General features: G+C 74.2%; 19 protein-coding genes. 15 read left to right on the top strand and 4 right to left on the bottom strand.

What is annotated here, in order from left to right; all coding sequences use genetic code 11:
- The 4 genes from tesB to ACGF15_RS23670 all read left to right on the top strand — a co-directional run bounded on the left by tesB (window position 1) and on the right by ACGF15_RS23670 (window position 3,578).
- The gene (gene tesB / locus ACGF15_RS23685) at window positions 1–873 is read left to right on the top strand and encodes an acyl-CoA thioesterase II (RefSeq protein ID WP_362607080.1); all 873 of its coding nucleotides are present in this window, start codon (window positions 1–3) and stop codon (window positions 871–873) included.
- 68 nt (window positions 874–941) lie between these two features.
- The gene (locus tag ACGF15_RS23680; RefSeq protein WP_345610943.1) at window positions 942–1,907 is read left to right on the top strand and encodes a cation diffusion facilitator family transporter; all 966 of its coding nucleotides are present in this window, start codon (window positions 942–944) and stop codon (window positions 1,905–1,907) included.
- A 97-nt stretch (window positions 1,908–2,004) separates the two neighbouring features.
- Window positions 2,005–2,976, top strand: a complete 972-nt coding sequence (locus tag ACGF15_RS23675; RefSeq protein WP_362607077.1) for a DJ-1/PfpI family protein — start codon at window positions 2,005–2,007, stop codon at window positions 2,974–2,976.
- The gene (locus ACGF15_RS23670) at window positions 2,973–3,578 is read left to right on the top strand and encodes a DJ-1/PfpI family protein (RefSeq protein ID WP_345610948.1); all 606 of its coding nucleotides are present in this window, start codon (window positions 2,973–2,975) and stop codon (window positions 3,576–3,578) included. Before ACGF15_RS23675 ends, ACGF15_RS23670 begins: the two co-directional genes overlap by 4 nt.
- Before the next feature lie 144 nt (window positions 3,579–3,722).
- On the opposite strand, the gene ACGF15_RS23665 is transcribed toward ACGF15_RS23670, so the two are convergent.
- Window positions 3,723–4,934 carry a histidine kinase gene (locus ACGF15_RS23665; protein ID WP_362607074.1) on the bottom strand — a complete coding sequence of 404 codons (1,212 nt, stop codon included), beginning with the start codon at window positions 4,932–4,934 and terminating at the stop codon, window positions 3,723–3,725.
- Window positions 4,931–5,599: a response regulator transcription factor gene (locus tag ACGF15_RS23660; RefSeq protein ID WP_362607072.1), complete on the bottom strand. Its 669-nt coding sequence runs from the start codon at window positions 5,597–5,599 to the stop codon at window positions 4,931–4,933. Before ACGF15_RS23660 ends, ACGF15_RS23665 begins: the two co-directional genes overlap by 4 nt.
- Window positions 5,600–5,774: 175 nt before the next feature.
- Between ACGF15_RS23660 and ACGF15_RS23655 the strand changes: the two genes are divergently transcribed.
- Complete coding sequence (locus ACGF15_RS23655; RefSeq protein WP_345610959.1) at window positions 5,775–6,068, top strand: hypothetical protein; 294 nt, start codon at window positions 5,775–5,777, stop codon at window positions 6,066–6,068.
- 124 nt (window positions 6,069–6,192) lie between these two features.
- Here ACGF15_RS23655 and ACGF15_RS23650 read toward each other — a convergent pair whose 3' ends face one another.
- Window positions 6,193–6,999, bottom strand: a complete 807-nt coding sequence (locus ACGF15_RS23650) for a phosphatase (RefSeq protein WP_345610962.1) — start codon at window positions 6,997–6,999, stop codon at window positions 6,193–6,195.
- A gap of 439 nt (window positions 7,000–7,438) precedes the next feature.
- Window positions 7,439–8,014, bottom strand: coding sequence for a TetR/AcrR family transcriptional regulator (locus ACGF15_RS23645; protein WP_345610966.1), 576 nt, complete (start codon window positions 8,012–8,014; stop codon window positions 7,439–7,441).
- A gap of 89 nt (window positions 8,015–8,103) precedes the next feature.
- On the opposite strand from ACGF15_RS23645, the gene ACGF15_RS23640 reads away from it, so the two are divergent.
- From ACGF15_RS23640 to ACGF15_RS23595, 10 genes are all read left to right on the top strand, one after another.
- Window positions 8,104–9,729: a carboxyl transferase domain-containing protein gene (locus ACGF15_RS23640; RefSeq protein WP_345610970.1), complete on the top strand. Its 1,626-nt coding sequence runs from the start codon at window positions 8,104–8,106 to the stop codon at window positions 9,727–9,729.
- A gap of 19 nt (window positions 9,730–9,748) precedes the next feature.
- The gene (locus tag ACGF15_RS23635) at window positions 9,749–11,731 is read left to right on the top strand and encodes an acetyl-CoA carboxylase biotin carboxylase subunit (RefSeq protein WP_392801940.1); all 1,983 of its coding nucleotides are present in this window, start codon (window positions 9,749–9,751) and stop codon (window positions 11,729–11,731) included.
- Window positions 11,732–11,742: 11 nt separating this feature from the next.
- Entirely contained in the window at window positions 11,743–12,663 is a 921-nt protein-coding gene (locus tag ACGF15_RS23630) for a hydroxymethylglutaryl-CoA lyase (protein ID WP_392801937.1), read from the top strand.
- A gap of 6 nt (window positions 12,664–12,669) precedes the next feature.
- Window positions 12,670–13,833 carry an acyl-CoA dehydrogenase family protein gene (locus tag ACGF15_RS23625; protein WP_392801703.1) on the top strand — a complete coding sequence of 388 codons (1,164 nt, stop codon included), beginning with the start codon at window positions 12,670–12,672 and terminating at the stop codon, window positions 13,831–13,833.
- Window positions 13,834–14,138: 305 nt separating this feature from the next.
- Entirely contained in the window at window positions 14,139–15,179 is a 1,041-nt protein-coding gene (locus ACGF15_RS23620; RefSeq protein ID WP_392801699.1) for an ABC transporter substrate-binding protein, read from the top strand.
- Window positions 15,180–15,181: 2 nt separating this feature from the next.
- Complete coding sequence (locus ACGF15_RS23615; RefSeq protein WP_345610977.1) at window positions 15,182–16,018, top strand: siderophore-interacting protein; 837 nt, start codon at window positions 15,182–15,184, stop codon at window positions 16,016–16,018.
- A gap of 267 nt (window positions 16,019–16,285) precedes the next feature.
- Window positions 16,286–17,728, top strand: coding sequence for a pyridoxal phosphate-dependent decarboxylase family protein (locus ACGF15_RS23610; RefSeq protein ID WP_392801695.1), 1,443 nt, complete (start codon window positions 16,286–16,288; stop codon window positions 17,726–17,728).
- A complete protein-coding gene (locus ACGF15_RS23605; protein WP_376427672.1) occupies window positions 17,712–19,013 on the top strand; it encodes a lysine N(6)-hydroxylase/L-ornithine N(5)-oxygenase family protein in 1,302 nt (433 codons plus the stop codon). The genes ACGF15_RS23610 and ACGF15_RS23605 overlap by 17 nt, the downstream gene beginning before the upstream one ends.
- Window positions 19,010–19,558, top strand: coding sequence for a GNAT family N-acetyltransferase (locus tag ACGF15_RS23600; protein WP_345610982.1), 549 nt, complete (start codon window positions 19,010–19,012; stop codon window positions 19,556–19,558). Before ACGF15_RS23605 ends, ACGF15_RS23600 begins: the two co-directional genes overlap by 4 nt.
- Window positions 19,555–21,327: an IucA/IucC family protein gene (locus ACGF15_RS23595; protein WP_392801691.1), complete on the top strand. Its 1,773-nt coding sequence runs from the start codon at window positions 19,555–19,557 to the stop codon at window positions 21,325–21,327. The genes ACGF15_RS23600 and ACGF15_RS23595 overlap by 4 nt, the downstream gene beginning before the upstream one ends.
- Window positions 21,328–21,406: the final 79 nt, after the last annotated feature.

Raw genomic sequence — 21,406 nt, 5'->3', positions numbered from 1 at the left:
GTGACCCGAGCGCTCGACGAGCTGCTCGATCTGCTCGACCTGGAGCGGATCGAGCAGAACATCTTCCGCGGCCGCTCCCGCTCCGCCGTCGTCCCCCGGGTCTTCGGCGGGCAGGTGGCGGCCCAGGCCCTGGTCGCCGCCGGGCGGACCGTGCCCGACGACCGCACCGCCCACTCCCTCCACTCGTACTTCCTGCGCATGGGGGACCCGGGCGCGCCGATCGTCTACTCCGTGGACCGGATCCGCGACGGCCGCTCCTTCACCACCCGCCGGGTGGTGGCCGTCCAGCACGGGCAGCCGATCTTCCACCTCTCGGCGTCCTTCCAGACGCACGAGGAGGGGCTGGAGCACCAGGCGGCCGTGCCGCACGCCCCGGACCCGGAGTCGCTGCCCACCGCCGAGCAGATGCTGCCCCGCTACGCGGACCGCTTCGTGGACCCGAAGGTGGTGGACCGGCTGCTGGAGGCCCGGGCGGCGGTGGACCTGCGGTATGTGGACGAACCGCCGTACGGCACCGCCGGCAGCCCGCGCGAGCCGCGCTCCCAGGTGTGGTTCCGGGCCAACGGCACGCTGGCGGACGACCCGCTGCTGCACGTCTGCCTGGCCACCTACGTCTCCGACATGACGCTGCTCGACTCGGTGCTGCTGGCCCACGGGCGCGGCGGCTGGGCGGTCGGCGACGTGGTGGGCGCCTCGCTCGACCACGCGATGTGGTTCCACCGGCCCTTCCGGGCGGACGAGTGGCTGCTCTACGACCAGGAGTCGCCCTCCGCCTCGGGCGGACGGGGGCTGGGCCAGGCCCGGATCTGGACCCGGGACGGACGGCTGGCGATCTCGGTGATCCAGGAGGGCGTGGTCCGCGTCCCCCGGTAGCCCCCGGCCGGGACCCGGCCCGCGCCGGGTCCCCCACCCCGGGGCGGATCGGGCATAGCGTCCGGGCCATGGACGACCAGCAGCGGCCCGGGAGCGCCGTCACCGTGATCGTCGCGGCGCTCGCCAACCTCGGCATCGCCGTGGCGAAGGCGGTCGCGGGCCTCCTCGGCGGCTCCAGCGCCATGCTCGCGGAGGCCGCCCACTCCCTGGCGGACACCGTCACGGAGCTGATGCTGCTCGTCGCGGTCACCCGCGCGGACAAGCCGGCCGACGAGGAGCACCCGCTGGGCCACGGCCCCGAACGCTACATCTGGGCCCTGCTGGCGGCGGTGGCCACCTTCGTCGGCGGCGCGGTCTTCTCCGTCTACGACGGCATCCGCGCCCTCGCCCACGGCGAGGAGCCCGGCGACCCGCTGCTCTCCTACGTCGTGCTCGCCGTGGCCTTCGTCCTGGAGTCCCTGTCGCTGCGCACCGGGCTGCGCCAGGCGCGGGCGGAGGCGCGGCTGCTGTCGCTGGGCTTCGGCCGGTACCTGCGGCGCACCCCGGACACCGCGGTGAAGGCCGTGGTGCTGGAGGACTCGGCCGCCCTCGCCGGGCTGCTGCTCGCGGCGGGAGGGCTGCTGGGCGGGCAGCTGACCGGCTCGGGCGTCTGGGACGGGGTGGCCTCGATCCTCATCGGCGCCCTCCTGGTGTACGTGGCATGGGTCCTCGGCGCGGCCAACGCGCGCCTGCTCATCGGACGCCCGCTGCCGCCGTACCTGCGGGCGGGGGTGCGCGAGGAGATCCTCTCCGTGCCCCACATCGTGGACGTGCTGGAGCTGACCACGCTCGTCCAGGGGCCCCGGGAGGTGCTGGTCGCGGCGAAGGTCGACTTCCGCGACGCCTCCAGCGCCCGACAGGTGGAGTGGGCCTGCGAGGAGGCGGAGGAGCAGCTGCGGGAGCGCTACCCGGCGATCCGCCGGGTCTACCTCGACCCGACGCCCGGGCTGGGCGGGGAGGCGGGCACCGGCCCGGGGGCCGGCCGCGGGGGCTGAGCGACGGAGGCCGCGCCGGGGCGGACGGGCCCTCGATGGCGCGAAGTGTGGGATGCCCGTCGTTGACGCCATCCGGGGCGGCTCGCAGGGTGGAGGGGTGGAACAGCGCCGCATCGTCTTCGTCGTCTTCGACGGCTTCCAGTCCCTCGACCTCTTCGGCCCCTACGAGGTCTTCCAGCACGCCGCGGGCCTCACCGGCGGGTACTCCTGCTCGATCGCGGCACCGCTGCCGGGCCCGGTGCGCTCCGGCAGCGGCGTCCCCGTGCACGCCCCCCACGGCGTGGCCGACCTGGATCCCGCCGGGATCGACACGGTGGTCGTGGCCGGGGGCGGCGGGGTCGACCTGGCCCGGCTCGATCCGGAGCTGACGGGCTGGATCGCCCGGGCGGGGGCCTCCGCACGGCGGGTCGCCTCGGTGTGCAGCGGCGTGTTCCTGCTGGCCGCCGCCGGCCTGCTCCGGGGGCGCAGGGTGACCACCCACTGGGCACGCGAGGAACAGCTCGCGCGGGAGTACCCCGACCTCGCCGTCGACTGCGACCCGATCTTCCTCCGGGACGGCCCGGTGTGGACGTCGGCCGGGGTGACGGCGGGGATGGACCTCGCCCTCGCCCTGGTGGAGGACGACCAGGGGCGGGAGGTGGCCCACGCGGTCGCGCAGGAACTGGTGATGTTCCTGCGCCGGCCGGGCAACCAGTCCCAGTTCAGCGTGGCGCTGTGGTCGGACCAGCCGTCCGGCGACCCGCTGCGCGCCGCGGTCGCCGCGATCCACGCCGACCCCGGCGCCCGGCACGGCATCGCGGACCTGGCGGCGCACGCCGGGCTGAGCCCCCGCCACCTCCAGCGCAGGTTCACGGCCGAGCTCGGCACCCCGCCCGCGGCCTACGTCGAGACCGTGCGCGTGGAGGCCGCCAAACGGGCGCTCGCCGAGAGCGACCGCCCCGTCGAGACCATCGCCCGCCGGTACGGCTTCGGCACCACCGAGACGCTGCGCCGCGCGTTCCACCGACGCCTGGGCGTCGCCCCGTCCGACTACCGCCGACGATTCCGATCCACCAGGGAGTACACATGACCACCTACGGACTGCTGGTCTTCGACGGAGCCGAGGAACTCGACTTCGTCGGACCGTGGGAGGTGTTCACCGCCTCCTCCATGCTGCGCGAGCACGCCGACACCGCGGTGCTCGTCGCCGAGCGCCCCGGCCCCGTCCGCTGCAACAAGGGGATGCGGGTCCTGCCGGACCACACCTTCGGCGACCACCCCCCGCTGGACGTCCTGCTGGTCCCCGGGGGCAACGGGACCCGCCGCGAGGTGGCCAACACCCGGCTCACCGACTGGATCCGCGGCACCGCCGACCGCGCCGCCTGGACCACCGGCGTCTGCACCGGGGCCCTGCTGCTCCACGAGGCCGGCCCGGCCCGCGGCCGCCGGGTCGCGACCCACCACCAGTTCGAGGACGCCCTCCAGGACCGGGGCGAGGTCACCGTGGTGCGCGACGCCCGGTACGTGGTCGACGGCGACCTGGTCACCAGTCAGGGCGTCTCCGCGGGGATCGACATGGCCCTCTGGCTCGTCGGCCGACTCCACGGCCGCGACCACGCACGGGCCGTGCGCCGCTACATCCAGTACGAGCCCGCTCCGCCCTATCTCGCCGACGAGCCCGGCGCCGCCTGACGCGGCGGCGCGCCGCGCAGCCCCCGTCACGGCGGCCCGTCGCCGCCGCGAGCCCCCTCCTCGCCGCGCACCCCCGTCACGGCGGCCGAGGCGCCCCCGCCGGGGCGGCCCGCTCTCGCGGGGCCGTCTCCCCGCCGCGACGCCTCACCCCAGGGGGAACGCCGCCTCCAGCAGGAAGCCCCCGCCGGGGGCCGGGCCCGCGGAGAGGGTGCCGCCCAGCTCGGCGGCGCGGGCGCGCAGCCCCGGCAGTCCCTGTCCGCCGGCGGCCGAGGGGGCGGCGGGGACGGTCCGGTGCGGCGGGCCGTTGCTGACCCGCAGGCGCAGCTCACCGGCCTCCCGGTGGATGTCCACCTCGGCCCGTGCGCCCGGCGCATGGCGGCGGGCGTTGGTCAGCCCCTCCTGAACGACGCGGTAGGCCGCGCGCCCGACGGCGGGCGGGCAGTCACCGGTGTCGAGGCGGACCGCCGCGGCGCCCGCGGCCTCCAGCAGGCCCGGGAGCTCCGCGAGCCCCGGCCCCTCCCGGTGCACGGTCTCCCGGAGATCGGCCGCGGCCCGGCGGCTGAGCGCGCCGAGCGCCTCCGCCCGGCGCCGGTACTCGGCGGACTCGGCCCCCGCCACGAGGTCGGCGCAGTGCAGGCTGATCAGGCTCAGGTGGTGGGCGGCGGTGTCATGGACCTCGCGGGCCAGCCTCTCCCGCTCGCGCAGCGCCGCCTGCTCGGCGGCGCACCTGCGCTCGCGCTCGCGGGAGAGGGCGAGTTCGGCGAGGCGGGCGGCCAGCTCGCGCCGGGCCAGGGACAGCCGTCCCAGCGCGGCGGGGGCCACCGCGAGCAGCCCCGAGAGCAGCAGCCCCAGGGTGATGTCGGGCAACGTCCAGGGGTAGTCGCCGACTCCCCGCCACGGCACGAAGGACACCACCGCCACGGCCGCGGCACCGGCGGCCGCCTCCCGGCGCGACCGGTCGGCGGCGACGGCGTGGAGGGCGGCCATCGCCGGGAGCCAGAGCACCCCGGTGGCCAGGGTCGGCAGGGCGAGCAGCAGCAGGACCCGGGGGAAGCACCTGCGCAGCGGCAGCAGCACCGCCACGGCCAGCGCGGCGGGCAGCAGGGCGCCGGGCAGGTAGACGCGGGTGGCCAGCGCCTCGGCCACCGAGGCGGTCACCACGAGCGTCTCGGTGGCGAGCGTCCGCAGGCGGTCGGGCCCCTCGGCGCGGCGCAGGGCGCTCCCGGCGCACCGCCGCACGGCGGCGGCCGCCCGCCGCAGCGCTCCGCCGGGGCCGGGGGCCGCTTCCGGTGCCGGGGGGACGGCCGGGCTCTGCCGGGGGACGGCCTCTGCGCCCTCCGGACGCGCGCCGCTCACCGGGGCCCGGCCCGGTGGGCGGCCGCCGCCAGGCCGACCCGGCTGTCGGCGCCGAGCTTCCGCTTGAGTGCGCCGATGTGGGTCTTCACCGTGGTCACCCCGACGCCCAGGTGGGTGGCGATGTCCGTGTTGGACAGCCCTGCCGCGATGAGCGTCAGGACCTCCTGCTCGCGAGCCGTGAGCCCGTCCAGCCGCCCCCCGGCGGGCGGTGGCTCGGGGACCGGCAGCGGCCGGGTGACCGCGGCGGCGAGCGCCCGCGCGCTGCCGGGCGGCGTGCAGAACACCCCGCCCGCGGCGAGCAGCCGGACGGCGTCCCCGAACAGGCGCGGCTCCATGGTCTTCAGTAGGAAGCCGGAGGCGCCGAGCCGCAGCGCGGCGGCCACGTGGTCGGCGGTGTCCAGGGCGGTGAGCATCGCGACGGCGGGCGCCTCGGGCAGCGCCCGCAGCGCGGGCAGCACGTCCAGTCCGGGGGCCCCGGGCATGTCGACGTCGAGGAGGACGAGGTCGGGGCGGAGGGCGCGGGCCGCCGCGAGGGCCTCGGGGCCGTCGCAGGCCCCGGCGACGGCCACGCCGTCGGCGGCGTCGAGGATCCGGCGCAGAGCGGTGCGTACGAGTTCCTCGTCGTCGACGACCAGCACACGCACCGGCCTGAAGTCGTAGAGCAAAGGTCGTCCTGAGGTGTGAGCGTTGGTGCCGTCGCGGCTGCGAGCCTGGATGCAGATCCTAGGACGCCACGAGCGCCCGCCCGGATCGCCCGGGGCCCTCGACCAGGCCCCGGGACCGCGCTGCCCCGGACGCCGAGTCCGGCCACCGGGCCGATTCGTCGAAGGGAACGGACCAGTGAGCGCAGGACCGACGGCCGAGGAGGAACCGTCGGGCGGTGACCGTCCGCCCGACGCGGCCGCGGGGACCGCGCGGTGGGCATGTGCCCCCCGCGGCGAGCGCACCCTGTGGTTCGCCGCGGGGGCCGTGCTGATCGTCGGCGCGGTGGCCCTGCTGATCGGCATCCGGCACTGGGCGGAGGACCTTGCCACGGGCGTGCGCTACGCCCTCGGGCTCGGCCTGCGCGGCGCGGTGTTCCTGATGCTGCTGGGCGGTACGTACTGCGTCGTGCGCGGTAGATGGCGCGACTGACCGTCCGGCGGACGGCGGCCGTCCGCGTGGCCTCCCCCATGGGCCGCGCGGACGGTACGCCGCATCCGGGGTCCCGGACCGGGCCCGGGCGGCGCCGCGCGCGCTGCCCCGCGGCCGCCCCGCCTCACGCGCCGGGGTCGAGCCCCGCCGGGAGGTCCAGGCCCGCCGCGTCGAGCAGGTAGGCGGTCATCGGGTCGTAGAAGCGCGGGTCGGTGACGTGGTCGTCCAGGGGCACGGTGACCTGGAGGCGGCCCTCGGCCTCGCCGATGAACAGGGCCGGGTCGTTGCAGTCCGCGTAGCCGACGGAGTCCAGACCGCGCTGGCCCGCGCAGCCGGCCCAGCCGTGGTCCGCGACGACCAGGTCCGGCGGCGGGGTGCCCTGGCGCTCGAAGCCGTCGAGGATCGCGGCCATCGGCGCGGGCGAGTGGGTGTGCCACAGGGTGGCGCCGCGTTCCAGCACGGCGACGTCGGCGAACTGGACGACCATGGCCTCGTCGGCCGTGAGCCCGCCGGGGACGCGCAGGACCTCGCAGCCCGCGGCGCGCAGCGCGGCGGCGGTGTGCCGGTGGACGTCCAGCAGCCCGCCCGGGTGCCCGGTCGCCAGCAGCACCCGCTCCCGCCCCGCCACGGCCTTGCGCAGCCGCGCGGCCATGCGCTCCAGGGCGGAGACGGTCAGCTCCGGGTCGATGGTGTCCTGGCCCGCGCGGTGCCCGGGGTCGTCGACCACCCCGCAGCGCTCGGCCATCACGGCGAGCACGTCCTGCTCGTCGGTCCAGCGGTCGCCGAGCTCCAGACCGAGCCAGAAGTGCCGGTCTCCGTTGGCGAGCTTGCGGTAGTGGGAGAGGTTGTTGTCGCGGGGGGTGGCGACGTCACCGGCGATACGTGAGCGGACGAGGTGGTCGACGAGGGCGGCACGGCTGGGTATCGGCATGCGCCCATTGTGCCGCGCGGTGCGCGGAGCGTGCTGGCCTTACCACCCGCCGGACACCGCGCCCCCGCCCGGGCCGGGCTGCGCCGGGCGCGGGGCGGGGGCGGGTGCGGCGGACCGGGGGGTGCCGCCCGGGCCTCCGGGGGTTCCTTCCCGAGCGACGCCCGGGCCTCCGGGGGTTCCTTCCCGAGCGACGCCCGGTCCTCCGGGGGTTCCTTCCCGAGCGACGCCCGGGCCTCCGGGGGTTCCTTCCCGAGCGCCCCGTGTCCACCGGCAGGAGGGGGCGAGGGCGGGTGCGAGAGGGCGGATGCCCTGCCGCGGGGCGGGCGCCCGGCGCTGGACGTCCGGCCGGTCCGCCTGGCGGGGCGCGGGCGCGCCGGGTGCCGGCGGCCGGTACCGGGTCGGCCCCACCGCGGGGGTGAGGTGGCGGCTGCCCGCCCCCTCACCCCCCGTCCGCCGCCGCGAAGGCGCCCCGGGCCAGGCGCCGGAGCAGGCCGGCGGGGGCTCCGGAGGGCCCCAGGTGGGGCGTGGAGTTCAGCAGGCCGAAGACGGCGTGGACCGCTGAGCGGGCGTCGGCCTCGGTGAGCGAGGGGTAGACCTCGCGCACCGACTGCACCCACAGCTCCACGTACTGCCGCTGGAGCTGCCGCACCCGGCGGCGGTCGGCCTCCCGGAGGCGGTCGAGCTCGCGGTCGTGCAGGGTGATGAGCGGGCGGTCGTTGAGGGCGAAGTCGATGTGGCCGTCGATGAGCGCGGCGAGCAGCGCCTCGGGATCCCCGCCGGATTCCGCGACCCGGCGCCGCCCACCGCTCAGGAGGCGTTCGCTGATGCCCACGAGCAGCTCCGCCAGCATGGCGTCCTTGCCGGGGAAGTGCCGGTACAGACCGGGGCCGCTGATGCCGACCGCGGCGCCTATCTCGTCGACGCCCACGCCGTGGAAGCCGCGCTCGGCGAAGAGGCGGGCGGCCTCCCTGAGGATCTGCTCGCGGCGGGTCGGGGCCGACGTCCTGGTGCTCATGACCATTCATTCTAGACAGGGCGGGTTAGCGGTCGTTAACCTTGGCGCAACACGTTAACGCTCATTAACCGAGCAAGGGAGCTCGACCGATGCAGCAGGCACCAGTGCTGACGAGCGCCGCGGACCCGGCCTCCGAGGCGTGGCAGGCCAACGAGGCGGCCCACCGGGAGCTCGCCGACGGCCTGCGGTCCCGCCTCGCCGCGGCCCGGCTCGGCGGCGGCGAGAGGGCCCGGGCGCGCCACACCGCGCGCGGCAAGCTGCTGCCGCGCGACCGGGTGGACACCCTCCTCGACCCGGGGTCGCCCTTCCTGGAGCTGGCCCCCCTCGCGGCCGAGGGGATGTACGAGGGGCAGGCCCCGGCGGCGGGGGTGATCGCCGGGATCGGGCGGGTCAGCGGCCGCGAGTGCGTGGTGGTCGCCAACGACGCCACCGTCAAGGGCGGCACCTACTACCCGATGACGGTCAAGAAGCACCTGCGCGCGCAGGAGGTGGCCCTGGAGAACCGCCTCCCCTGCGTGTACCTGGTGGACTCGGGCGGGGCCTTCCTGCCGATGCAGGACGAGGTCTTCCCCGACCGGGAGCACTTCGGGCGGATCTTCTACAACCAGGCCCGCATGTCCGGGGCGGGCATCCCCCAGATCGCCGCGGTCCTCGGCTCCTGCACGGCCGGCGGCGCCTATGTGCCCGCGATGAGCGACGAGGCCGTGATCGTGCGCAACCAGGGCACGATCTTCCTCGGCGGACCGCCGCTGGTGAAGGCGGCGACGGGCGAGGTGGTCACCGCGGAGGAGCTGGGCGGCGGCGAGGTCCACTCCCGTGTCTCCGGGGTCACCGACCACCTGGCCGAGGACGACGCCCACGCGCTGCGGATCGTGCGCACCATCGTCTCCACACTGCCCGCCCGCGGCGCGCTGCCGTGGACGGTGGAGCCCGCCGAGGAGCCCAAGGCCGACCCGGCGGGGCTCTACGGCGCGGTGCCGGTCGACTCCCGCACCCCCTACGACGTCCGCGAGGTCATCGCGCGGATCACGGACGGCTCCCGGTTCGCCGAGTTCAAGAGCGAGTTCGGGCAGACGCTGGTCACCGGCTTCGCCCGTGTCCACGGGCACCCGGTGGGCATCGTCGCCAACAACGGCATCCTGTTCGCGGAGTCGGCCCAGAAGGGCGCGCACTTCATCGAGCTGTGCGACCAGCGCGGCATCCCCCTGCTGTTCCTCCAGAACATCTCCGGCTTCATGGTCGGACGGGACTACGAGGCCGGCGGCATCGCCAAGCACGGCGCCAAGATGGTCACCGCCGTGGCGTGCACCCGGGTGCCCAAGCTGACGGTGGTCGTCGGCGGCTCCTACGGCGCGGGCAACTACTCCATGTGCGGCCGGGCCTACTCCCCCCGCTTCCTGTGGATGTGGCCCAACGCCAAGATCTCGGTGATGGGCGGCGAGCAGGCCGCCTCCGTGCTGGCCACCGTGAAGCGGGACCAGATCGAGGGCCGGGGCGAGGAGTGGCCGGCCGACGACGAGGACTCCTTCAAGGCCCCGATCCGGGCCCAGTACGAGACCCAGGGGAACGCGTACTACGCCACCGCCCGGCTGTGGGACGACGGCGTGATCGACCCCATGGACACCCGGCAGGTGCTGGGCCTGGCCCTGACGGCCTGCGCCAACGCTCCGCTGCCCGAGCGGGACGGCGCCGGCTTCGGCGTCTTCCGGATGTGAGGGACCTTCCACCATGACGATGTTCGACACCGTGCTCGTGGCCAACCGGGGCGAGATCGCCGTCCGGGTCATCCGCACCCTGCGCTCCCTCGGCGTCCGCTCGGTCGCCGTCTTCAGCGACGCCGACGCCGGCGCCCGCCATGTCCGCGAGGCGGACACCGCCGTGCGCATCGGCCCCGCGCCGGCCGCCGAGAGCTATCTGTCCGCCGACCGCCTGCTGGACGCGGCGGCCCGCACCGGCGCCCAGGCGGTCCACCCCGGCTACGGCTTCCTCGCCGAGAACGCGGGCTTCGCCCAGGCCTGCGCCGAAGCGGGCCTGGTCTTCATCGGGCCCCCCGCGTCGGCGATCTCGCTGATGGGGGACAAGATCCGCGCCAAGGAGACGGTGCGCGCGGCGGGCGTGCCCGTCGTCCCCGGCTCCTCGGGGAGCGGACTGACCGACGAGCAGCTGGCCGAGGCCGCCCGCCGCATCGGCATGCCGGTGCTGCTGAAGCCCTCCGCGGGCGGCGGCGGCAAGGGCATGCGGCTCACCCGGGTCGAGTCGGCCCTGAGGGACGAGATCGCCGCCGCGCGGCGCGAGGCCCGCGCCTCCTTCGGCGACGACACCCTGCTGGTGGAGCGCTGGATCGACCGCCCCCGCCATATCGAGATCCAGGTCCTGGCCGACGGCCACGGCAACGTCGTGCACCTCGGGGAGCGCGAGTGCTCCCTCCAGCGCCGCCACCAAAAGATCATCGAGGAGGCCCCCTCGGTCCTGCTGGACGAGGCGACCCGGGCCGCGATGGGCGAGGCGGCCGTGCAGGCGGCCCGCTCCTGCGGCTACCGCGGCGCCGGGACGGTGGAGTTCATCGTGCCGGGCACCGACCCCTCGCAGTACTACTTCATGGAGATGAACACCCGCCTCCAGGTGGAGCACCCGGTGACGGAGCTGGTCACCGGCCTGGACCTGGTGGAGTGGCAGCTGCGGGTCGCGGCCGGGGAGCCGCTGCCCTTCGGCCAGGAGGACATCGCCCTCACCGGCCACGCGGTCGAGGCCCGGATCTGCGCCGAGGACCCCTCGCGGGGCTTCCTCCCCTCCGGCGGCACGGTGCTGCGGCTGCACGAGCCCCAGGGCGAGGGCGTGCGCACCGACTCGGGTCTCAGCGAGGGCGCCGAAGTCGGCAGCCTCTACGACCCGATGCTCTCCAAGGTCATCGCCTACGGCCCGGACCGTGCGACGGCGCTGCGCAGGCTGCGCGCCGCGCTCGCCGCGACGGTCACCCTCGGTGTGCCGACGAACGCCGGGTTCCTGCGCCGCCTGCTCGCCCACCCCGACGTGGTGAGCGGGGAGATGGACACCGGCCTGGTGGAGCGGGAGGTCGACTCGCTCCTCCCGGAGGGGGTCCCCGCCGAGGTGTACGAGGCGGCGGCCGCCGTGCGCGCCGAGGCGCTCGCCCCGCGGGGCGGCGGCTGGACGGACCCCTTCTCGGTGCCGAGCGGCTGGCGGATGGGCGGCGCCCACGCCGCACCGGCCTTCCCGCTGCGGGTGCCGGGGCGGGAGCCCGTCGTCCACGCACCGGCCCCCTCGGCCGCGCCGCGCGTGTCGCACGACGCGGTCACCGTGGAGCTGCACGGCGTCACCCACACCTTCCGGCGGGCGGGCGACTGGCTCGGGCGGGACGGCGACTCCTGGCACGTCGCCGACCACGACCCGGTCGCGGCCTCCCTGTCGGGAGCCGGGCACGCCGGTGCCGACACCCTGGCGGCCCCGATGCCGGGCACGGTCACGGTCGTCAAGGTCGCCGTCGGCGACACGGTGGCGGCCGGGCAGAGCCTGCTGGTGGTCGAGGCGATGAAGATGGAGCACGTCATCTCCGCGCCGCACGCCGGGACGGTCGCCGAACTCGACGTGACCGCCGGTTCCACGGTCGCCATGGACCAGGTGCTGGCCGTGGTCGTCCCCGAGGAGCACACCGAGGGCTCCGGGGACACCGCCGGGACGCCCGCCCGGGAGGAGAAGTGACGGCCCTTCCGATGACGGTCCGGGCCCCGGGGCTCCCCGAGCGGGTCCGCATCCACGAAGTCGGCCCGCGCGACGGCCTGCAGAACGAGGCGTCCGTGGTGCCGACGGAGGTCAAGGCGGAGTTCGTCCACCGCCTGGCCGGCGCCGGCCTGGACACGGTCGAGGCCACGAGCTTCGTCCATCCCCGGTGGGTCCCCCAGCTGGCGGATGCCGAGCAGCTGTACCCGATGCTCTCCGGGCTGTCGGGGGTCCGGCTGCCGGTACTGGTGCCCAATGACCGCGGCCTGGACCGCGCCCTGGCACTCGGGGCGCGGGAGGTGGCCGTGTTCGCCAGCGCCACCGAGTCCTTCGCCCGGGCCAACCTCAACCGCACCGTCGACGCCTCGCTGGCCATGTTCGAGCCGGTCGCCATACGGGCCGTGGAGAGCGGCCTGCGGGTGCGCGGCTATGTGTCGATGTGCTTCGGCGACCCCTGGGAGGGCGCGGTGCCCGTCGGCCAGGTGGTCGAGGTGTGCCGCCGCCTGGTGGCGATGGGCTGCGACGAGCTCAGCCTCGGCGACACGATCGGCGTCGCCACCCCCGGCCATGTGGGCGCGCTGCTGGGCGCGCTGACGGAGGCGGGGGTTCCGGTGTCGTCGGTCGCCGTCCACTTCCACGACACCTACGGCCAGGCCCTTTCCAACACCCTGGCCGCGCTCCAGCACGGCGTCACCACGGTGGACGCCTCGGCGGGCGGCCTGGGCGGCTGCCCCTACGCCAAGAGCGCCACGGGCAATCTCGCCACCGAGGACCTCGTGTGGATGCTCGACGGCCTCGGCATCCAGACCGGGGTCGACCTCGGCCGCCTCATCGACACCAGTGTCTGGATGGCCGACCAGCTGGGCCGACCCAGCCCCTCCCGTACCGTCCGCGCCCTCTCCCACAAGGAGTGACACACGATGTCCCTGGACCACCGGCTCTCCGAGGAGCACGAGGAACTCCGTCGCACCGTCGAGGAGTTCGCGCACGACGTGATAGCTCCGAAGATCGGCGACTTCTACGAGCGCCACGAGTTCCCGTACGAGATCATCCGCGAGATGGGCCGCATGGGCCTGTTCGGCCTGCCGTTCCCCGAGGAGTACGGCGGCATGGGCGGTGACTACCTGGCGCTGGGCATCGTGCTGGAGGAGCTGGCCCGGGTCGACTCCTCGGTCGCCATCACCCTGGAGGCGGGCGTCTCGCTCGGCGCGATGCCCGTCTACCGCTTCGGCACCGAGGAGCAGAAGCGCGAGTGGCTGCCGAAGCTGTGCTCGGGCGAGATGCTCGGCGCCTTCGGGCTGACCGAGCCGGGCGCCGGCTCGGACGCGGGCGGCACCCGCACCACCGCCGTCCGGGACGGCGACGCGTGGGTGATCAACGGCTCCAAGTGCTTCATCACCAACTCCGGCACCGACATCACCGGCCTGGTCACGGTCACGGCGGTGACGGGCCGCAAGGCCGACGGCCGTCCGGAGATCTCCTCCATCATCGTCCCCTCCGGCACCCCCGGCTTCACGGTGGCCGCCCCCTACTCCAAGGTGGGGTGGAACGCCTCCGACACCCGCGAGCTGTCCTTCAGCGACGTCCGGGTCCCGGCGGCGAACCTGCTGGGCGAGGAGGGCCGCGGGTACGCCCAGTTCCTGCGCATCCTCGACGAGGGCCGGATCGCCATCTCGGCGCTGGCCACCGGCCTGGCGCAGGGCTGTGTGGACGAGTCGGTCAAGTACGCCCGCGAGCGGGAGGCGTTCGGCCGCCCGATCGGCGACAACCAGGCCGTGCAGTTCAAGATCGCCGACATGGAGATGCGGGCGCACATGGCACGGGTCGGCTGGCGCGACGCCGCCTCCCGCCTGGTGCTGGGCGAGCCGTTCAAGAAGGAGGCCGCGCTGGCGAAGCTGTACTCCTCGACGGTGGCCGTGGACAACGCCCGCGAGGCCACCCAGATCCACGGCGGCTACGGGTTCATGAACGAGTACCCGGTGGCCCGGATGTGGCGGGACTCCAAGATCCTGGAGATCGGCGAGGGCACCAGCGAGGTGCAGCGGATGCTGATCGCGCGGGAGTTGGGCCTGATGGCCTCCTGAGCCGGGCGGCGGCCCGGGCCGCCGCCCCCGCAGCCGATCCCGCCGGACGGGCCCCGCGACCCGTCCGGCGGCGCGCCCCTGCCGAATCGTCCGCACGGGGGCGCGCCGTCACCTGCCGCACGTCCTCGCGGCGCAGCACGGCCGGTTCGTCCGCGCAGGGGCGCGTCGCGCGGCCCGTGGCCAAGGTCACACGGCGGCACGGGCCGGGCGCTCCGGGCCCCTATGGACAAGATCTGAGGTTAGGCTAACCTACCTTCGGACCTGGCCGGAGTGGCCGAATCGGCACGCACGAAAGCGGACTCATCATGCCCAACGCCCGAGCTTCCCACCTCACTCGCCGCGGCCTCCTCGCCGCCGGCGGCGCCCTCGGGCTCGGCGCCGCGCTCGCCGCCTGCGGCGGCGGAGACGACACCGAGAGCACGGGCAAGAGCGGGGAGAAGGCCGCCGAGGACACCGGCGCCTGGTCCTTCAAGGACGACCGCGGCCGGACCGCCGAGCAGAAGTCCGTCCCGAAGAACATCGTCGCCTTCACCGGCACCGCCGCCGCGCTGTACGACTACGGCGTCGAGGTCAAGGGCGTGTTCGGCCCGACCAAGACCCCCGAGGGCAAGCCCGACGTCCAGGCCGGCGACCTGAACGTGGACAAGCTGGAGATCCTGGGCAACGTCTGGGGCGAGTTCAACGTCGAGAAGTACGCGGCCCTCGCCCCCGAGCTCCTCGTCACCGACATGTGGACGCAGGACTCCCTGTGGTACGTGCCGGACGAGTCCAAGGACAAGATCCTCGGCCTGGCCCCGAGCGTCGCCCTGTGGGCCGCCGGGACCACGATGCCCAAGGCTCTGGCCCGCCGCGCCGAGCTGGCCGAGTCGCTGGGCGCCGACCTGAAGGACAAGAAGGTCGCGGACGCCAAGGCGCGCTTCGAGGCCGCCGCGGAGCGCCTGCGCCGGGCCGCCAAGTCCAAGCCCGAGATCACCGTGCTCATCGGCTCCGGCTCCCAGGACCTGTTCTACGTCTCCGTCCCGAAGATGAGCGCCGACACGCTCTACTTCCAGGAGCTGGGCCTGAAGTTCGTCGAGCCGAAGCCGAACGAGCAGGGCTTCTTCGAGGAGCTGAGCTGGGAGAACGTCGCCACCTACAAGGCCGATGTGATCATGCTCGACAACCGCACCGGCACCCTCCAGGACGCGGACCTGAAGAAGGGCAAGCCCACCTGGGCGGGGCTGCCGGCCGTCAAGGCCGGCCAGGTCGTCCCGCGGGTCACCGAGCCCGTCTACTCCTACGCCAAGTGCGCTCCGATCCTGGAGGACCTGGCCGAGGCCATCGAGAACGCCAGGAAGGTCTCCTGACGATGCGGCCGCAGGCCGGGCCGGCCCCGTTCCGCTTCTTCGACCTGCGGGTCGACCGGACGAGGCGGCTCGGCCCGTCCCTGGTCCGCGTCACCTTCGGCGGCGAGGAGCTGGAGCACTTCGCCGCCGGAGGGCGCGACCAGTCCCTGTCGCTGTTCCTCCCGCACCCCGGCCAGCAGGCCCCCGTGGTGCCCCGCGAGGCGGGCGACATGCACGCCGTGCTCGGCGCCTGGCGCGCGCTGCCGGAGGGCGAGCGGGCCGTGATGCGCTCCTACACCGTCCGGGAGCAGCGCCCCGGGGCGGGCGAGCTGGACATCGACTTCGCGGTGCACGAGGACGGCGGCCCCGCGTGCCGCTGGGCGCTCTCCGCCGCGGCGGGCGACCGGGTCACCGTCCTCGGCCCGGCCGTCGCGGACAACACCGCGGTGCGCTTCCGTCCTCCCGAGGGCACCGACTGGGTGCTGCTGTGGGGCGACGAGACGGCGCTGCCCGCCGCCGCCGCGATCCTCCGGTGGCTGCCGGAGGGCATGCCCGCCCGGGTATGGCTGGAGGTGCCGCACGCCGGGGACCGCACGGAGCTTCCCACCGCGGCGGACGCCGAGGTCACCTGGCTGGTCCGCGACGAGCAGGCGCCCGGTGCCGCGGAGGCGGTGGCCGCGGCCGGGTTCCCGCGGGGCGTGCCCTATGCGTGGATCGCCGGCGAGTCGGGGAGCGTGAAGCGGCTCCGGCGCCATCTGGTGAACGAGCGCCGCATCGACAAGGGGCGGGTGACCTTCGTCGGCTACTGGAAGCGCGGCCTCAGCGAGGACGGGCTGCGGCAGCAGCCCGCGGCGGACTGAGCCCCGGACCGAGCACGCACCGGCACGGCACCCCCGCACCCGCACCCGCACCCGCACCCGCACCCGCACCGACGGAACGGGACGCGCGTCCGCGCGTACCGGGCGGGCGGAGGCGCCGTGTGAAGAACAGCACAGCCGGACAACGGGCCGCCGAATCAAGCCCGTTCGGACCATAGGTTAGGCTAACCTAAGTCTTCGTTCCCGTGTCGCGTTCCGCCCCGTCCTCCGTCCAGGAACGACCACCCCCCGCACCCGGAAGGGCCATGCATGCGCTCGCACCTGCTCAATGACACGACGGCCGAGCACTACCGCCGCTCCGTGGCCGACGGAGTCGGGCGGGTGGCGGCCAAACTCGCCGCGACCCGGCGGCCGTTCACGGGAGTGACCCCCGACGCCCTCGCACCCGCCGTCGACGCCGTCGACCTCGACCGGCCGCTCGGCGACACCGGTGCCGCGCTCGACGAGCTGGAGGAGCTGTACCTCCGCGACGCGGTCTACTTCCACTCCCCCCGCTACCTGGCCCACCTCAACTGCCCGGTGGTCATCCCGGCCGTGGTCGGCGAGGCGGTCCTCTCGGCCGTGAACTCCTCCCTGGACACCTGGGACCAGAGCGCCGGCGGCACCCTGATCGAGCGCAGGCTCATCGACTGGACCGCGGAGCGGATCGGCCTCGGCCCGGCCGCGGACGGCGTGTTCACCTCCGGCGGCACCCAATCCAACCTCCAGGCGCTCCTCCTGGCCCGGCAGGAGGCGTCGGCCCCGGAGCTGTCGAGGCTGCGCATCTTCACCTCCGAGTGCAGCCACTTCAGCGTCCAGAAGTCCGCCACCCTGCTCGGGCTCGGCCCCGACGCCGTCGTCTCCGTCCCCACCGACGGCCACAAGCGCATGCAGGCCGTCGCGCTGGAGGCCGAGTTGATGGGCTGCGTCAGCGAGGGCCTGGTGCCCATGGCCGTGGTCGCCACGGCCGGCACCACCGACTTCGGATCCATCGACCCGCTGCCCGAGATCGCCGCCCTGGCCGCGCAGTACGGCGCCTGGATGCACGTCGACGCCGCCTACGGCTGCGGACTGCTCGCCTCCCCCACCCGGCGCCACCTGCTCGACGGCATCGAGCGCGCCGACTCCGTCACCGTCGACTACCACAAGTCCTTCTTCCAGCCGGTGAGTTCCTCGGCCTTGCTGGTCCGCGACGCCGCCACGCTGCGCCATGCCACGTACCACGCCGACTACCTCAACCCCCGCCGCACGGTGGCGGAGAGGATCCCCAACCAGGTGGACAAGTCGCTCCAGACGACCCGGCGGTTCGACGCCCTCAAGCTCTGGATGACGCTGCGGGTGATGGGCGCCGACGGCGTGGGCCGGCTCTTCGACGAGGTGTGCGAGCTCGCCGCCGCCGGCTGGGAGCTCCTCGACGCCGACCCGCGCTACGAGGTGGTGGTCCGCCCCAGCCTGTCCACCCTGGTCTACCGGTACGTCCCGGAGGCCGGAACCCGCCCCGAGCTCGTCGACCAGGCCAACCTGCACGCCCGCAAGGCGCTCTTCGCCTCCGGCGAGGCCGTGGTCGCGGGCACCACCGTGGGCGGCCGCCAGTACCTGAAGTTCACCCTGCTGAACCCCGAGACGACCGTCGGCGACATCACGGCCGTCCTCGACCTGATAGCCGGCCACGCCGAGCAGTTCCTTGGAGAGAACCTTGTCCACGCTTCCTGATGCCCGTCCCCCGCGTGCCGCGCGTGCCCACGAGGCGTACGACTTCATCGGGATCGGCCTCGGCCCCTTCAACCTGGGTCTGGCCTGCCTCACCGAGCCCATCGACGAGCTGAACGGCCTGTTCCTGGAGTCCAAGCCGGACTTCGAGTGGCACTCCGGGATGTTCCTGGAGGGCGCCCACCTCCAGACGCCGTTCATGTCCGACCTGGTGACGCTCGCCGACCCGACCTCTCCCTACTCCTTCCTCAACTACCTGAAGGAGAAGGGCCGGCTGTACTCCTTCTACATCCGGGAGAACTTCTACCCGCTGCGGGTGGAGTACGACGACTACTGCCGCTGGGCCGCGGCCCGGCTGAGCAGCATCCGCTTCTCCACGACCGTCACCGCCGTCGAGTACGACGCGGAGGGCGAGGTCTACCTGGTGCGCACCGCGGACCAGACCTACGCGGCGCGCCGGATCGTCCTGGGCACCGGCACCCCGCCCCACCTGCCCGAGGCGTGCCGGGGCGCCGGCGGCGACCTGCTGCACAACTCGCGCTACATGGAGCACCGGGACGCGCTCCGGCGGAAGCGCTCCATCACCGTGGTCGGCAGCGGCCAGAGCGCCGCCGAGATCTACCAGGACCTGCTCTCCGAGATCGACGTCCACGGCTACCGGCTCAACTGGGTCACCCGCTCCCCGCGCTTCTTCCCGCTGGAGTACACCAAGCTCACGCTGGAGATGACCTCCCCGGAGTACATCGACTACTTCCACGCGCTGCCCGAGGACACCCGCTACGCGCTGGAGACCGCGCAGAAGGGCCTGTTCAAGGGGATCGACTCGGAGCTGATCGACGCGATCTTCGACCTGCTCTACCAGAAGAACCTCTCCGGGCCCGTGCCCACCCGCCTGCTGACCAACTCCTCCCTGGAGTCCGTCACCCACGAGGACGGCGTGTACACCCTCGGGCTGCGCCAGCAGGAGCAGGGCAAGGACTACACGATCGAGACCGAGGGCCTGGTCCTCGCCACCGGCTACCGCTACACCGCGCCGGAGTTCCTGAAGCCGGTCGCCGACCGCATCCGCCTCGACGGCCGCGGGCGCTTCGACGTGGCGCGCAACTACAGCATCGACACCGCGGGGCGGGAGATCTTCCTCCAGAACGCCGGTGTCCACACCCACTCGATCACCTCGCCCGACCTCGGGATGGGCCCGTACCGCAACGCCTGCATCATCCGCGAGCTGCTCGGCACCGCGTACTACCCGGTCGAGAAGACCATCGCCTTCCAGGAGTTCTCCGTATGAGCACGCAGGCCGTCGGCCGCCTCACCGTGCGCCCGCTCGACCCCCGGGCCGACGCGGACGTACTGCACCGCTGGGTGACCCACCCCAAGGCGGCCTACTGGATGATGCAGGACGCCCGCCCGGAGGACGTCGAGAGCGAGTACCTGCGCATCGCCGCCCACGAGCACCACCACGCCCTCCTCGGGCTCCACGACGGGGAGCCCGCCTTCCTGATGGAGCACTACGACCCCCGCCACGTCGAACTGGTCGGCCTCTACGAGCCGCAGCCGGGGGACGTGGGGATGCACTTCCTCGTCGCACCGTCGGACACCCCGATCCACGGCTTCACCCTGGCGGTGATCACGGCCGTGATGCGCGAGCTGTTCGCCGACCCGGCGACCCGGCGGGTCGTCGTCGAACCCGACGTCGCCAACACGGCCGTCCACCGGCTCAACGAGGCGGTGGGCTTCGTGCCCGTCGAGAAGATCACCAAGCCGGAGAAGGAGGCCCTGCTCAGCTTCTGCACCCGGGAGCAGTTCGAACGGGCCACGGGAGGTGCCGCATGAACCCCGTCGCCCATCTGACCCCGGACCGCTGGGCCCTCGCCAACCGGCTGCTCGTCCGCAAGGCGCTGGCCGAGTTCGCGCACGAGCGCCTGCTCACCCCCGTGGCCCTCGCCGGGGGCGGCTACCGGGTGCGCTCCGACGACGGCGCCACCGAGTACCGCTTCACCGCCGAGCGCTACGCCCTGGACCACTGGGTGATCGACCCCGGGTCGATCACCCGCCACCGCGAGGGGGCCGTACTCCCGCTGGACGCGCTGCAGTTCGTGATCGAGCTGCGCGGCGCCCTCGGGCTGGGCGACGCGGTCCTGCCCGTGTACCTGGAGGAGATCTCCTCCACCCTGGCGGGCAGCGCCTACAAGGCGGCGGCGCCCGCCCTGAGCGCGGCCGAGCTCGCGGAGGCCGGCTTCCAGGCGGTCGAGACGGGGATGACCGAGGGCCACCCCTGCTTCGTCGCCAACAACGGCCGCCTCGGCTTCGACATCGAGGAGTACCACGCCTACGCTCCCGAGGCCGCCTCCGACGTCCACCTGGTGTGGCTGGCCGCCTCGCGCGAGCGTGCCGCCTTCACCGCGGGTGCCGGGATCGAGTACGAGGCCTTCGTCCGCGCCGAACTCGGGGACGCCGCCGTCGACGGCTTCGCCGAGACCCTCGCCGCCCGGGGCCTGGACTTCGCGGACTACCTGCTGATCCCCGTGCACCCCTGGCAGTGGCGCAACAAGATCTCGGTCACCTTCGCGGCGGAGGTGGCACAGCAGCGCCTGGTCTACCTGGGCACCGGTGCCGACACGTATCTGGCGCAGCAGTCCATCCGCACCTTCTTCAACACCAGCGCCCCCGCGAAGCACTACGTCAAGACGGCCATGTCGGTCCTCAACATGGGCTTCATGCGGGGCCTGTCGGCCGCCTATATGGAGGCCACCCCCGCCATCAACGACTGGCTGGCACGGCTGGTCGACGAGGACGACGTGCTGCGGAAGGCGCGCTTCTCGATCATCCGGGAGCGGGCGGCGGTGGGCTACCGGCACCTGGAGTACGAGGCAGCCACCGACCGCTACTCGCCCTACCGCAAGATGCTCGCCGCGCTGTGGCGCGAGAGCCCGGTGCCCTCCCTGGACGAGGGGCAGCGCCTGGCCACCATGGCCGCGCTGCTGCACACCGACCGCGAGGGCGCCTCCTACGCCGGGGCGCTGATCGCCCGCTCGCCGCTCTCCCCGAAGGAGTGGCTGCGCCGCTACCTGGACGCCTACCTGGTGCCGGTGCTGCACACCTTCTACGCCTACGACCTGGTGTTCATGCCCCACGGCGAGAACGTGATCCTGGTCATCGGCGAGGACGGCGCCGTGGACCGCGCGATCTTCAAGGACATCGCCGAGGAGATCGTGGTGATGGACCCGGACGCGGTCCTGCCGCCGGCCGTGGAGCGCATCCGGGCCGACATCCCCGAGGAGGAGCGGATCCTGTCGGTCTTCACGGACGTCTTCGACTGCTTCTTCCGCTTCCTCGGGGCGACCCTCGCCGCCGAGGGCGTGCTGGCGGAGGAGGAGTTCTGGGGCACGGTCGCCGAGTGCGTGCACGGCTACCAGGACGCGATGCCGCAGTTCGCGGACCGGTTCGCCCGGTACGACGTCTTCGCCGGGGAGTTCGCGCTGTCCTGCCTCAACCGGCTCCAGCTGCGGAACAACCAGCAGATGGTGGACCTGGCCGACCCCTCGGCCGCCCTCCAGTTCGTCGGCACGCTGGCGAACCCGGTCGCGCGCTTCGCGCGCTGAGCCCGGGGTGTCCGCGCCCGGCCGCAGGGCCGCGCGGACGCCCCCTCGGCACGGCCGGTGCCCGGCGGGACACGGTCCC

Source organism: Streptomyces sp. NPDC048001, from assembly GCF_043203115.1.
Taxonomy (GTDB): Bacteria; Actinomycetota; Actinomycetes; order Streptomycetales; family Streptomycetaceae; genus Streptomyces; species Streptomyces sanyensis.
This window is presented reverse-complemented; position numbering and strand designations above follow the sequence as displayed.

Bases quoted from the DNA above. Each gene is read 5' to 3' on its own strand.
- ACGF15_RS23680 (WP_345610943.1), top strand. From the start codon at position 942: ATGGACGACCAGCAGCGGCCCGGGAGCGCCGTCACCGTGATCGTCGCG.
- ACGF15_RS23670 (WP_345610948.1), top strand. From the start codon at position 2,973: ATGACCACCTACGGACTGCTGGTCTTCGACGGAGCCGAGGAACTCGAC.
- ACGF15_RS23650 (WP_345610962.1), bottom strand. From the start codon at position 6,999: ATGCCGATACCCAGCCGTGCCGCCCTCGTCGACCACCTCGTCCGCTCA.
- ACGF15_RS23645 (WP_345610966.1), bottom strand. From the start codon at position 8,014: ATGAGCACCAGGACGTCGGCCCCGACCCGCCGCGAGCAGATCCTCAGG.
- ACGF15_RS23640 (WP_345610970.1), top strand. From the start codon at position 8,104: ATGCAGCAGGCACCAGTGCTGACGAGCGCCGCGGACCCGGCCTCCGAG.
- ACGF15_RS23635 (WP_392801940.1), top strand. From the start codon at position 9,749: ATGTTCGACACCGTGCTCGTGGCCAACCGGGGCGAGATCGCCGTCCGG.
- ACGF15_RS23630 (WP_392801937.1), top strand. From the start codon at position 11,743: ATGACGGTCCGGGCCCCGGGGCTCCCCGAGCGGGTCCGCATCCACGAA.
- ACGF15_RS23625 (WP_392801703.1), top strand. From the start codon at position 12,670: ATGTCCCTGGACCACCGGCTCTCCGAGGAGCACGAGGAACTCCGTCGC.
- ACGF15_RS23620 (WP_392801699.1), top strand. From the start codon at position 14,139: ATGCCCAACGCCCGAGCTTCCCACCTCACTCGCCGCGGCCTCCTCGCC.
- ACGF15_RS23615 (WP_345610977.1), top strand. From the start codon at position 15,182: ATGCGGCCGCAGGCCGGGCCGGCCCCGTTCCGCTTCTTCGACCTGCGG.
- ACGF15_RS23610 (WP_392801695.1), top strand. From the start codon at position 16,286: ATGCGCTCGCACCTGCTCAATGACACGACGGCCGAGCACTACCGCCGC.
- ACGF15_RS23600 (WP_345610982.1), top strand. From the start codon at position 19,010: ATGAGCACGCAGGCCGTCGGCCGCCTCACCGTGCGCCCGCTCGACCCC.
- ACGF15_RS23595 (WP_392801691.1), top strand. From the start codon at position 19,555: ATGAACCCCGTCGCCCATCTGACCCCGGACCGCTGGGCCCTCGCCAAC.